Genomic DNA, 13941 nt, shown 5'->3' on the forward strand with positions numbered 1-13941 from the left:
ACCATGGACATGCCCAAGGGTGGAGTTTCCGCCCCCGCCGACAGCGGCGCCTACACCGATCTCAATCGTCTGAACAACCTCAAGGTGGGCGATCGCGACAGCGACGCCAACCTGAAAAAGGTGGCTCAGGAGTTCGAGTCGCTGTTCGTCGGCGAGATGCTCAAGTCCATGCGTTCGGCCAACGATGTGCTGGCCAAGGACAACCCGCTCAACACCGAGACCGTCAAGCAGTACCAGTCCATGTACGACCAGCAGCTTGCCGTGACCATGTCGCATCAAGGCGGTATTGGTCTGCAGGACGTGCTCATGCGGCAATTGTCGAAGACCAAGGGCGTGGCCCATAGCGCCGGCAACAATCCGTTCCAGCGTCCAGGCAGCAACGGTACGCCGCTGGGCGCGGTGCACAACGGCGCCGCCGACAACACCGCCAGCACCTCGATCAGCGGCGGCAACCTCATGGCCAAGCTCAACGAGCGGCGCCTGTCGCTGCCGAGCAAGCTGTCCGATCGCCTGTTGGCGGGCATCGTGCCGTCGGCTACAGGTGACGGCACCACCGATACCAGCCGCAACCGCCTGCACCCCGAAGGCACGGCGCATTCCAATGTGCTGCTGGCGGGCCGGAATCAGGCGTCCACGGCGTCCACGGTGGTCGCTAGCACCAGCGACGTCGCCAGCACCGACAGCGGCAACGGCGACTGGACCCAGGACCCGACCCTGCCGATCGTCAAGGCGCAGGAAGCTCGCCACGTGCAGATTCCTCTGGCGCCGGGCAAAGGTGCGTTCGCCTCGCGCGACGAGTTCATCGACACCATGCTGCCGATGGCACAGGAAGCCGCCGCGCGTATCGGTGTCGATCCGAAGATTCTGGTGGCCCAGGCGGCTCTCGAAACCGGCTTCGGCAAATCGGTCATGCGCGCCGAAGACGGCAGCAGCAGCCACAACCTGTTCGGTATCAAGGCGTCCGGCAACTGGCAGGGCGAGCAGGCGCGGGCGATCACCAGCGAGTTTCGCAACGGCCAGATGGTCAAGGAAACCGCGCAGTTCCGTTCCTACGCCTCGTATGCCGACAGCTTCCACGACCTGGTCAGCCTGTTGCAGAACAACGATCGCTATAAAGGTGTGGTGAATGCGGCCGATAACCCGGAACAGTTTGTAAAAGAGTTGCAGAAAGCCGGCTACGCCACCGACCCGGACTACGCCTCGAAGATTTCCCAGATTGCCAAGCAGATGAAGAGCTACCAGAACTACGCAATGGGTAGTTCCTCCACGACTTTATAAGGGCTGAACCATGTCGCTGATCAACATCGGGCTCTCGTCGCTCAATGCCAACACCGCAGCGCTGAACACCATCAGTAACAACATCGCCAACGTCGATACTGCTGGATACTCGCGCCAACAAACGGTGACCACTTCGTCCGCGCTGCAGAACATCGGCGTGGGCTACATTGGTACTGGTACGACGCTGTCCGATGTTCGTCGCATCTACAACAGCTTCCTCGATACCCAGGTGCAGACCACCACCGCGCTGGCGGCCGATGCCACGGCATACCAGACCCAGTCGGCCACCACCGACTCGCTGCTGTCCGACGACAGCACCGGCATCTCTACCACACTGTCGGCGTTCTTCACTCAGTTGCAGGCGGTTTCGACCTCGGCCAGCGACTCGTCGGCGCGCAGTTCGCTGCTGACCTCGGCCAAGGCCTTGAGTGCGCGGTTCAACTCCGTGGCCAGCCAGTTGGCCGACCAGAACACCGACATCAACAACCAATTGGCCAGCACCGCCAGCAAGGTCAACGACCTGGCGACGAGCATCGCCAACCTCAATACCCAGATCGCTCAGGCAAGCAACGGTGGCACCCCCAACAGCCTGCTGGACTCGCGTAACGAAGCCGTCCGCCAACTCAACGAGCTGGTGGGTGCCAAGGTCATCGACAACAACGGTAGCTACGACGTCTACATCGGCAACGGTCAGACGCTGGTCAGCGGCAACACCGTCAACAAGCTGTCGACCGTGCCCAGCACCAGCGACGCGACCCAGCTGAGCCTGCAGCTCAACTATTCGCAGTACAGCACCGACATCACCTCGGTGGTGACCGGCGGCACCATTGGCGGCCTGCTGCGTTATCGTTCCGATGTTCTGACGCCGGCCACCAACGAGCTTGGCCGTATCGCCTTGACGATGTCCGATCAGGTCAACAGCCAGCTGGCCCAGGGTGTCGACAGCAACGGCAACTTCGGCAGCGACCTGTACAGCGACATCAACAGCGCCACGCAGATCACTCAACGCAGCATCGGTGCCACGACCAATACCGGCACCAGCAACTTCAACGTGAGCATCAGCGACACCAGCAAGCTGACGGCCAACGATTACCAGGTGACCTTCAGCGACGCCACCCATTACTCCGTCAGCAAGCTGCCGGACGGCACCGCCATGGGCAGCTACAGCACCAGCGACACGCCCGAGATCGACGGCTTCACGCTGTCGCTCAATGGCACGGACGTGAAGGCGGGCGACAGCTTCAAGATCATCCCGACCCGCACCGGTGCCTCGGCGCTGACCACCGTCATGACCGATCCCAAGACCATTGCCGCCGCTGGCGCCTTGACCGTCAATGCGGGCTCCAGCAACAGCGGGTCCGGTTCGGTGACTCAGCCGACCCTGAGCTCGGTGCTCAATGACAGCACCAGCGCCGATCTGCAGGCCGGGATCAAGAACTCCGCGCCAGTCAAGCTGGTCTTCAGCGCGGCCGCCGATGGCACTCAGAGCTACAAGGTCTACACCGCCGCAGGCAGCGAGATCACCAGCGCCGCCGGCACCATCGTGCCCGGGCAAAACAACGACCTGAACATCTCGATCCCGCTGCTGGACTCGAGCGGCAACGCCATTGCCGGCAAGAGCTACAGCTTTGCCATGACCGTGTCCGGCACGCCAGCGGCCAACGACACTTACACCGTGTCGATGACGGCCGCCGGTTCCTCGGACAACCGCAACGCCATTACCACGCTGGCGCTGCAGACCAAGGCCACCATCGGCACCTCGACCGGAGCGGGCCAGAGCCTGTCCGATGCCAATGCCTCGCTGGTCTCCAGCGTCGGTGCCAAGGCTGCGCAGGCTACCAGTGACGTGACGGCGACCACCGCGGTGCTGACCCAGGCCACCACCTCGCGCGATTCGGTATCCGGGGTCAACCTCGACGAAGAAACCGCTAACCTGGTCAAGTATCAGCAGTACTACACCGCCTCTTCGCAGATCATCAAGGCGGCCCAGACCATGTTCGATACCTTGATCAACAACCTTTAAGGAGCGCTGACGTATGCGTATTTCCACCAGTCAATACTACGAAACCAGCGCTGCCAATTACTCCCGCACCTACGGCAACGTGGTTGCCTCCGGCGAAGAGGCCAGCAGCCTGATTCGCGTCAATACCGCTGCGGATGATCCTCTGGGGGCGGCGCGTCTGTTGCAGTTGAGCCAGCAGAGTTCGATGCTGACCCAGTACAAGAGCAACATGACCAGCGCCACCACCACGCTGACCTCGTCGGAAACCGCTCTGACCAGTATCACCAACGCCCTGCAGCGTGCCCGCGAGCTGACCCTGGAGGCGAGTAACGCCACCTATACCGACGCTGACCGTCAGGCCAACGCCGAAGAGCTGGCGCAGATCCAGTCCCAGGTGCTCGGCCTGATGAACAGCCAGGATGCCAGCGGCAACTACCTGTTCTCCGGCTCCAAGTCTTCGACGGCGCCCTACACGGTGAACGCCGACGGCTCGTACACCTACAACGGCGACCAGACCTCGATCAACCTGGCGATCGGCCAGGGCTTGTCGATCGCCAGCAATACCACCGGCTGGGATGCGTTCGAGCAGGCGACCAACACCACGCGTACCAGCACGACACCGAGCGTCGATGACAGCAAGGTCACGCTGTCGGGCGGTATCGTCTCCAACAGCGCCACCTACAGCTCCAGCTTCACCAGCGGCGCGCCGTACACCATCACGTACACGAGCCCCACCCAGCTGTCGATCACGGACAGCAGCGGCACCGACAGGACCTCCGAGCTGACCGCCAATGGCGTGGTCTCGGCCAGTACTGCGTCGGACCAGACCGTGAGCTTCCGGGGCGTCGATCTGACGCTCAACGTCAACCTGGCCACGGGGGATGATGCCTCGACGGTATTGACCGGTCGCAGCTTCACCTTCGCCGCGACCCCGGATACCTTCAACACGGCGCGCACCAGTTCCAATACTTCGACATCGCAGATCACTTCGGCTATCACCGGGGCTTCGGACACTAGCGCATCCGCAGCCACCCGGGCTGCCAATGCGACTGCCTACACCAGCCAGTTCCCGTCCGGTGGCGCGGTGCTCAAGGTCACTGGGACCTCGCCGACCACGGTGGCGCTTTACGCTTCGCCACTGACCACCAACAGCAAGGCGATCGACACTCAGACTTTGACAGGCGGCTCGGTGACCCTGGCGGGCGTCAAGTTCGACATCAGCGGTACTCCGGCGACCGGTGACCAGTTCACAGTGCAAGCCAATACCCATACCACTCAGAATATTCTCAATACCCTGAACGATCTGAAGAACGCCTTGATGACGCCGACCGACGGTGATCCGGTCGCCCAGCAAAAGCTCAACGCCCAGCTGCAATCGGCGATCGGCAACTTGAGTGCCGGTACCGATCAGATCAGCACGGCGCTGAGCTCGATCGGCGCGCGGGGTCAGGCGGTAGATGCCCAGTCCACCACCAACACCACACTGACCACCAACAACACCACCAATCAGTCGACGATCCGCGACTCCGATCCGGCCGAAGTCATGACCCGCCTCACGCTGCAGCAGACCATGCTGTCGGCGGCGCAACTGGCGTTCAGCCGTATCTCGCAACTCGGGCTGTTCAACAAGCTCTAAGCTACACTCGCTAGCCATCGCCGCGGGGCAGGTGCCCCGCGGTCATCCCTTCTGTAGCGTCGGCGCGCACGTCACGTAGTCACCTAGTCACGTTATCGCCGCACGCCCGCCGCGTGAGAGCGTTCATAGTGTCTTCAGTCCCGCTGGTCAGCATCGTCATTCCCGCCTCCCATCCGGACTTCTTCGCGATGGCCTTGCAGGATGCGCTGGCGCAGAGCTACGCCAATCTGGAAGTGATCGTCTGCGACGATTCGCCCGGTCCCGAGATCCAGGCTGCCTGCGAATCACAGGGCGTCGCCAGCCAGGTGCCGATCCGCTACTACCGCAATGCGCAACCCCTGGGGATGGCGGGCAATCTGCAGCGAGGCCTGGACGAAGCGCGGGGCGAGCTGATCAAGTTCCTCTGCGACGATGACCGTCTGTACACCGAGTGCCTGCGCCATCAGGCCACCGCCATGCTGGAAAATCCGGATGTCAATCTGGTGCTCGCACAGCGCTATTTCTGCGATCGCGAGGAGATCCGCCTGCCGGCACGCATGGCCAACATCGGCATCGCTCCCACCACGTCGCTGTTTCTGGGAACGGACATGCTGGGCATGCTCGAGTCCTTTCCGTCCAACTTTCTCGGATGCCTGACCAGCGCGCTGTTTCGCCGCGTCGATCTGCAGGTGCTGCTGCCGGCGCTGACCACCCCCGGGCACGGCTTCGTCGGGCTGCTGGACCTGGCGCTGTTCATTTGCCTGCTGGGCCGCGGCAACATGGTCTACATCAACGACATCCTGGCGGTCGAGCGCTTGCATCCGCAGCGCCTGAGCCAGCGTCAATCAGTTCGGGACGCGGTAGGGCGCGAGCGTGACTGGCTGAGCCAGATGCTCAAGGAGCGCAGCAGCGAACCCCCGCCGCACGCGGGCTATGTGCGCTATGTACCGCTGGAGCGGGCCAGCCAGCTACCCCGTGAATGGGAAGAGCTGGCGCTCAACCACGCGATGATCCGCAAGGTCGGGCAGCACGCCTTTCATGTGGGTATCAAGAGCGAGAGTTTTGCCGAGCTCTATCAGGATTGGCTCGGCTGCCGAGCGTTGAGCGCGGCCCATCTGGCGTTGCTCCCGGATGTTGTTGCCAGTTGGCCGCAGCGCCCGCGCATCGTGCCGGTGATCGTCGATCCGGCAGGTAACAGCGCCGGGGTCGAGATCAGCCTGCGCAGCCTTGCCGAGCAGCATTACCCGCCGGAACTGATCCTGGTGCTGAGCGCCGACTGCGCTGCGCCGCAGCTGGTCGAGAAAGTCTTCACCCTGCCGTTGCAGGACGACGTCAACGCGCAGATCAACCAGCTGCTACCGCAACTGGAGGGCGCCGACTGGATCTACCTGTTGCGCAGTGGTGACCGCTTGACCGCCCCCGCGCTGTTTCTGCTCGCCCAGCGCATCAGTCAAAGTGCCGCTCTGCAGTGTCTTTACGGCGACGAAGGGGCGCTGCGCGATGGCGAGTCCCGGGACCCGGTGTTCAAGCCCGACTTCAACCTCGACATGCTGCGCAGCTATCCCTACGTCGGGCGCAATCTGGCGTTCCAGCGCCGGGCCTTGCTGGCGGTGGGCGGTCTGCAGTCGCGCTTCGGCGAGCTGGCTGGCATCGACCTGCTGTGGCGGCTGTTCGAGTCGTCCGGCAGCCTGGCGATCGGGCATGTCGCCGAGGTCCTGGTGGAGTCGCAGTACTCCCTGGCGCAATGGCTGGCCGTACCGCAGGTGGTCGAGCAGAACGCGCCGGTGGTCGAAGCTCATCTGCAGCGCCTTGGCATCGATTATCGGCTGCAGTCGGACGCTGGCGTGTTGCTGACCCATATCGAATACCTGCATCCGAGCCGCCCGCTGGTGTCGATCGTGATCGTCAGCAAGGATCAGCTCGCGTTGGTGCAGCGCTGCGTCGAGTGCCTGCTCGGCAATACCGGTTACGGCCACTTCGAGGTGGTGCTGGTCAATAACGCCAGCGCCTCGGCGGATGCGCGGGCATGGTTCGCGGGCATGGCCCAGTTGGGCGGCGACAAGCTGCGCGTGCTCGATTGCGAATCGAGCCTGAGCCCGGCGGCGGCCTTCAATGCCGGTGCGGCACAGGCGCGAGGCGAGCTGGTGTTGTTTTTCAGCCCGTACCTGATGGCGACCCAGCAGGACTGGCTCGGGCAGATGGTGCAATTGGCGCAGCGCCCGGAGGTAGCCATTGTCGGCCCGCGGCTGGTGCGTCCGGATGGCGGCGTCGAGCAGGCTGGCGTGGTGCTGGGCATGAAAGGTGGCTGGGCGACGCCGTTTTTCTCGGTGGCGGCCGACGCGCCGGGGTATATGCAGCGCTTGCAGATCACCCAGAACTACAGCGCCGTCGGTATCGACTGCCTGATGGTGCACAAGGCGCTGTTCGATGAGCTCGACGGGTTCAATACCACGCATTTCGCCAGTCTGGGCCATGACGTGGACCTGTGCCTGCGCATCGCCGAGCATGGCCTGCTGACCGTCTGGACCCCTTATGCGCAGCTGGCGATCGGCGCCCGCAAGGCCTACGAAGACACCACTGAAATCCAGCAATCGGTCGGTACTCGCATGCTCGATCGCTGGCTGCCGCGTATCGCCCGAGACCCGGCGTACAACCCTAATCTCAGTCTGGACGGCGCCAGTTTCGTTCTCGAGCCCGGCAAGCGCAATGACTGGTATCCCTTTACCCACCGGCCACTGCCTACGGTCATGGGACTGCCGATCAACACCACTGCGGTCGGCCACTATCGGGTCGTGCAGCCGCTCAAGGAGCTGGAAGCGGCCGGCCGGATCGTCGGCCGCGTGGCCTACGAGACCCCAACGCTGGTGGAGATCGAGCGCTCGCGTCCGGATGTCGTGATCCTGCAGGGGCGGTATTTCGATAACGCCATCGAAGAGGCCGCCAACCTCAAGCGCTACTTCAACAGCCGGCTGATTTTCGAGCTCGATGACCTGGTCACCAATGTTCCGAAGAAGAACGACCATGCTCGGGACCTGCCGCCCTCGGTGGCCGACAGCATCAAGCAGGTGATTGCCCGGTGCGACCGGGTGGTGGTTTCCACCGAGCCGCTGGCCGATGCCCTGGCCGGCATGCATCAGGATATCCGCGTGGTGCCGAACATGCTGGCCACCGAGCTGTGGAGCAACCTGCACAGCAAGCGCCGGACTTCGCGCAAGCCACGGGTCGGCTGGGGCGGCGGCACCAGCCACCGCGGCGACCTGGAGCTGATCGCCGATGTCGTGCGGCTGCTGGCCGACGAGGTCGAATGGGTATTCTTCGGCATGTGCCCGGATATCCTGCGCCCGTACGTGCATGAGTTTCATGGCGTGATCGGCCTGGGTATCTACCCGGCCAAGCTCGCCAGCCTCAACCTCGACCTGGCGCTGGCGCCGCTGGAGTTCCACCCCTTCAACGACTGCAAGAGCAATCTGCGCCTGCTGGAATACGGCGCTTGCGGCTACCCGGTGATCTGCAGCAATACCGCCGCCTATGGCGGCTACTTGCCGTGCACACGGGTGCTCAGCAACTCCACCGAAGAATGGCTCGAGGCTATTCGCATGCACCTGGCCGACCCCGAGGCCAGCTACCGTATGGGCGACGAGCTCAAACGCACGGTGTTGCGCGATTACATGCTGCGCTCCGACAACGTCCAGCATTGGGCGTCGGCATGGTTGGGTGACTGACCGCTGAATGGGCGGCGAGGGGGCAATCCCCTTGCCGCTGTGGCCCGACACCTGCCGTGGGCTGGCATGCTTCATGCAAATCCCCCCGATAGCGTCATAAATCCGCTCTTTGCGATGCAGGGGTTGGCGACCGCGACGTATCACTGGCAGTCGCCCCGATCCCCTCTGTCCAGCCACAGCCGTTTGTCCGTCTAAGGAAAGGTCATGCCAAATCTGCCAGTCTCCGAACATTCGCCGGCACTGCACGGGCGGCTTACGCTCGTGTTGCTCACGCATAATCGTCCGGCCTTTCTGCGACGCGCACTGCAGTACTACGCCACGCTCGGCTGCCGGGTGCTGGTGCTGGATTCCTCGACCGCAGCCAACACCGAGATCGCCGGTCAGTTTCCTGACGCCGATTACCATCACGTCCCGCAATTCGCGTACCGGGCGCTGCCCGCTAAACTCGACTACGGCGTGCAGCAGGTCGAGACGCCATTCATGGTGTTTGCCGCGGATGATGATTTTGCCTTGCATGACGGCATTGCCAGCGCGTTGACATTCCTTGAGCAACATTCCGACTACGGGCTGTGCCACGGGTACGCTCTCATGTACCAGGCGCAGGCCGACGGCGTGTCCTATTACCGCCGCGACCGCAAGGTGCAGGAGGACTACGCCAACGAGTCGGGCCGGGCGCGGACCCTGGCCTATATGGGTCAATACTTGCCGACGCTGTACGCGGTGACGCGCACTGAACTGGCCCGCGATTGGCTGGCGCAGCTGCCCGCGGACATCAGCTTCGAATGGCTTGAAATCAGCCAGGTATTCTGGCTGCTGGCGAGCGCCAAGGCGCGGGTGTTGCCGATCCCTTATGTGATACGCGAGCTCAACTATCCGCAATCCGAGCACGGCAGCGATGTACTCGGCGTGCTGCAGCAACCGGACCAGGCGTCGGTGGCGGTGCGCGAAGCGTTTGCCGAGCTGCTCGGTACCGTTCCGAGCTTCGCCGAGCACGATCCGGCGCAACGCAAAGAGGCGGTGCTGGACTGTTTCGAGGCGATGAGCGAATGCCTGAGCAGCGGCCGTTCGTTGGGCCTGGAGTTGATCGTCGAGTCACGCTGGAGGGATGCCTTCAAGCCGCCGCAGCGCCTGTTCGAGCCGACCCAATATGTCGAGATGCCGTTTTACAATCAGGCGTTTTTCGACCAGCTCACCGCCATCGAATTCCTGATCCACGCCAAACCGGCAGGGCGCTTGCAACTGGAGCAGCTCGAAGGGGTCTGGACTCGTCAGCAAGCGCTGCTCAAGGGGCATGCCAACGACGTTGCCGAGACAATCATCGAACGCCTGTGGAAGGCCATGGATTGCAGCGTCTTCAACCGCCGCGTCGTCGAGCAACTGGCCCTGCGCCTGGATGAAGTGGACGAAACCCAAGCCAGCGAGAGGCTTCAGGACTGGGCCGAGCGGCTGCGCACTGTGGGCGCACGGGACCCTTTCGATACCCTGGCAAGCATGCCTTCCGGTCGCCTGATGAGCTGGCTCGATGCCCGTGACCCGGCGCCTGCGCAAGGCGCCAAGATCGTCGACTACTTGCAGAGCCAGCCTGCCACGCCGCAGATCGGCATCCTGCTGCTAGACCTCGACAACGACATGGAGAAGCTGCAGATCACCCTCGATAGCCTGGTCGAGGGACATTACAAAGCGTTCAAGATCGTCGTCTTCACCACCGGCGAGCCACCGGTAGCGACGACCGTGCTCAACACCCTGCATTTCGTCAAAGTCACCAAGGCGCTGTACGTTGACAAGCTCAATCAGCTGGCACGGCAATCGACCTGCGACTGGCTGATCCTCGCTGAGGTGGGCGATCAGTTCACTCCAGCGGGCCTGGCCCGCGCGGCGCTGGAGCTGCTCAAGGCGCCCGATTGCCGCGCCGTCGCCGCCGACGAGATTCATCGCCAGGCCGATGGCTCGCTCAAGGACGTGTTCCGTCCGGGCTTCAATCTCGACCTGCTGCAAAGCGTGCCGGCATTGATGGCGCGCCACTGGCTGATCCGCCGCGACGTACTGGTCGCAGCGGGCGGTTATTCGGCCAACTTCAGCAATGCGCTGGAGTTCGACCTGCTGCTGCGCATCATCGAAACCGGCGGCATGGGCTGGCTGGCGCACCTCGACGAACCGCTGCTGATCTGCAGCGCGGTGCCGCTGGAAGAAAACAGCCACGAGCGCCAGACGCTGATCCGCCATCTCGCCACCCGTGGCTACCAGGCTGCCGTCACCAGTGAGCAACCGGGCACCTACCGCATCGATTACCGCCACAGCGCGAGGCCGCTGGTGAGTGTGATTCTGCCGTGTCAGGACAACCTCGCGCAGCTGCAGGCCACCCTTGAAAGTCTGCGCCTGCGCACCCGCTACAACCGTTACGAAGTGCTGGTGGTGGACAACTCTTCGCAGGATCCGGACATGCTCCACTGGCTGGATCACAACAGTCAGCCTGGCGGGCGTGTGCGGGTGCTCAAGAGCGAACAGCCAATCAGCCTCGCGGCGCTGTACAACGCCGCCAGTCAGCAGGCCCAGGGCGAGTTTCTGGTATTGCTCGACAGCGACGCGGCGATCGTCAACCCGAACTGGATCGAGTCGTTGCTCAACCATGCGCTGCGCCCGGAGGTGGGTGTGGTCGGCGCCAAGCTGATAGACGCCAGCGGTCAGGTCACCCAGGCCGGGCTGATCCTCAGCGGCCGGGCGGGCGTGCTGCCGGCCTTCAGCGGTGAGGCCAACGCTGCCCATGGTTACCTGCAGCGCCTGATCGTCGACCAGAACTACTCGGCGGTTTCGGCCACCTGCCTGATGATCGGCAAGGCATTGTTCGAGTCGGTAGGGGGGCTGGAGGACAATCTGTTCGCCAGCGCCTTGAGCGATGTCGACCTGTGCCTGAAAGTCGGCCAGGCCGGACAGTTGATCGTGTGGACGCCGTACGTGCAGGTGGTGCACCCCGGCATCGTCGCGCAGCCGGCGCAAACGCTGTTCTCGCTGCAGCGCAAGTGGCCGGGCAATTTCGCTCATGACCTTGCGTACAATCAGAACCTGTCCCAGCTCGGCGGCTCGTTCGCCTTGGGTGACGCCGCCGCCATCGACTGGGCGCCGCTGCTGGGCTGAGCCCGCAGTGCGCAGAGGATCACGCCATGTTCAACGACAAATCGATTTTCATCAGCGGCGGCACCGGCTCGTTCGGGCGCAATTTCATCCGCCGCCTGCTGGAGCAGTATCAGCCGCGGCGGGTGGTAGTGTTCTCCCGCGACGAGCTCAAGCAGTATGAAATGCAGCAGGTGTTCAACGCGCCCTGCATGCGGTATTTCATTGGCGATGTGCGGGACGCCGAGCGCCTGCGCGTGGCGATGCGCGGCATCGATTACGTGGTCCATGCAGCGGCGCTCAAGCAAGTGCCGGCGGCGGAGTACAACCCCACCGAGTGCATCCGCACCAACGTCAATGGCGCCGAGAACATCATCAACGCGGCCATCGACAACGGCGTCAAGAAGGTCATCGCGCTGTCCACCGACAAGGCCGCCAGCCCGATCAACCTCTACGGCGCCACCAAACTGCTGTCGGACAAGCTGTTCGTCGCCGCCAACAATATTGCCGGCGCCCAGGAGACCCGTTTTGCGGTGGTGCGCTACGGCAACGTCGCCGGCTCCCGTGGTTCGGTGGTGCCGTTCTTCAGCAAACTGCTGGGAGAGGGCGCCACGGAACTGCCGATCACCGATGTGCGCATGACACGGTTCTGGATCACCCTCGATCATGGCGTGCAGTTCGTGCTGGACAATTTTGCGCGCATGCACGGCGGCGAGATCTTCGTGCCGAAGATTCCATCCATTCGTATCGTCGATCTGGCCACCGCCATGGCGCCCGGCCTGCCGCACAAGCTGGTGGGCATTCGCCCGGGCGAAAAGCTGCATGAATTGATGGTGCCGACTGACGACGCGCGGATGACCCTGGAATTCAAGGACCACTACACCATCCAGCCGTCGATCCGTTTCACTCAGGCCGATCTCGACTTTGCCGTCGACGGGCTGGGCGAGCGCGGGGAGCCGGTGGCCGAGGACTTCAACTACAGCTCCGACACCAACAGCGAGTTCCTCGACGTGGCGCAGATCGCCAGGCTGCACGGCGAATTGCAGGCATGATCCCCTATGGCCGACAGAGCCTCGACGCCGCGGATATCGACGCCGTACTCGAGGTGCTGCATTCCGATTGGCTGACCCAGGGCCCGACGCTGGAGCGCTTCGAGGTCGCCGTGGCCGAGCGCTGCCAGGCGCAGCACGCGGTGGCGGTGTGCAACGCCACGGCGGCGCTGCACATTGCCTGCCTGGCGGCCGGGCTGGGCCCCGGGGATCGCTTGTGGACCAGCCCCAACACCTTTCTGGCATCCGCCAACTGCGCGCGTTACTGCGGCGCCACGGTGGATTTCGTCGACATCGACCCCCGCACCTGGAACCTCGACGCCAACTTGCTGGCCACCAAGCTCTCGCAGGCCGAAGCCAGCGGGACCTTGCCCAAGGTGCTGGTCGCGGTGGCCTTCGCCGGTCAGAGCTGTGACCTGCAGGCCATCGCCGCCTTGGCCGAGCGTTACGGCTTCATCCTCATCGAAGACGCTGCCCATGCGCTGGGGGCCGATTATGCCGGCCGCCCGGTGGGCTGCGGAGCTTTTGCGGCCATGACGGTGTTCAGCTTTCACCCGGTGAAAATCATCACCACGGGGGAGGGCGGCATGGTTCTCACCAACGACGCGCAACTGGCCGCCAGGCTGCAGCGTCTGCGCAGCCACGGCATGACCCGTGACCCGGGGCAAATGGATGAACCCAGCCACGGCCCTTGGTATTACCAGCAGGTGGAGCTGGGCTTCAACTATCGGATGACCGATCTCCAGGCTGCGCTGGGGCTCTCGCAGCTAGGCAAGCTCGACGCCTTTATCGCCCGACGCCGTTATCTGGCGCAGCGTTACGATCAGCTGTTGGCGGACCTGCCGCTGACGCTGCCCAGCGCCCAGGCCGAGGCGCACTCGGCCTGGCACCTGTACGTGGTGCGCCTGCAGACCGAGCACCTGGCCGTGAGTCATCGGCACGTGTTCGAAGCTCTGCGGGCCGCTGGTATCGGCGTCAATCTGCATTACATTCCGGTGCACTTGCAGCCCTATTACCGCGAGCAGGGTTTTGCCGCCGGGGATTTCCCCGAGGCCGAGCATTACTACGCGCAAGCGATCAGCCTGCCGATGTTCCCGGCGTTGACCGATGAGCAGCAGGATCAAGTGGTCGAGCAGTTGCGTGCGCAGTTGAGCTGAGTACTGATCG

7 protein-coding genes and 1 pseudogene are annotated in these 13941 nt (G+C 63.5%); all 8 read left to right on the forward strand.

The window, feature by feature from the left end; all coding sequences use genetic code 11:
- Nucleotides 1-3 precede the first annotated feature (3 nt).
- A pseudogene (locus AC3WJP_RS10515) lies at nucleotides 4-540 on the forward strand (rod-binding protein); the annotation flags it as partial.
- Nucleotides 526-1278 (forward strand): flagellar assembly peptidoglycan hydrolase FlgJ, encoded by a 753-nt coding sequence (flgJ, locus tag AC3WJP_RS10520; RefSeq protein ID WP_493721393.1) that lies wholly within the window; start codon nucleotides 526-528, stop codon nucleotides 1276-1278. The pseudogene AC3WJP_RS10515 and the gene flgJ, both read left to right, overlap by 15 nt.
- 10 nt (nucleotides 1279-1288) lie before the next feature.
- Nucleotides 1289-3301, forward strand: a complete 2013-nt coding sequence (gene flgK, locus AC3WJP_RS10525; RefSeq protein ID WP_493721206.1) for a flagellar hook-associated protein FlgK — start codon at nucleotides 1289-1291, stop codon at nucleotides 3299-3301.
- Nucleotides 3302-3314: 13 nt separating this feature from the next.
- Nucleotides 3315-4916 (forward strand): flagellar hook-associated protein 3, encoded by a 1602-nt coding sequence (locus AC3WJP_RS10530; protein WP_493721207.1) that lies wholly within the window; start codon nucleotides 3315-3317, stop codon nucleotides 4914-4916.
- A gap of 128 nt (nucleotides 4917-5044) precedes the next feature.
- Nucleotides 5045-8617 carry a glycosyltransferase gene (locus AC3WJP_RS10535; RefSeq protein WP_493721208.1) on the forward strand — a complete coding sequence of 1191 codons (3573 nt, stop codon included), beginning with the start codon at nucleotides 5045-5047 and terminating at the stop codon, nucleotides 8615-8617.
- 204 nt (nucleotides 8618-8821) lie between these two features.
- Nucleotides 8822-11749 (forward strand): TIGR00180 family glycosyltransferase, encoded by a 2928-nt coding sequence (locus tag AC3WJP_RS10540; RefSeq protein ID WP_493721209.1) that lies wholly within the window; start codon nucleotides 8822-8824, stop codon nucleotides 11747-11749.
- Between the two features lie 26 nt (nucleotides 11750-11775).
- Complete coding sequence (gene pseB / locus AC3WJP_RS10545; protein WP_493721210.1) at nucleotides 11776-12777, forward strand: UDP-N-acetylglucosamine 4,6-dehydratase (inverting); 1002 nt, start codon at nucleotides 11776-11778, stop codon at nucleotides 12775-12777.
- Nucleotides 12774-13931: a UDP-4-amino-4,6-dideoxy-N-acetyl-beta-L-altrosamine transaminase gene (gene pseC, locus AC3WJP_RS10550; protein ID WP_493721211.1), complete on the forward strand. Its 1158-nt coding sequence runs from the start codon at nucleotides 12774-12776 to the stop codon at nucleotides 13929-13931. The genes pseB and pseC overlap by 4 nt, the downstream gene beginning before the upstream one ends.
- Nucleotides 13932-13941: the final 10 nt, after the last annotated feature.

It is taken from the genome of Pseudomonas sp. GW821-FHT01A09 (assembly GCF_058986725.1).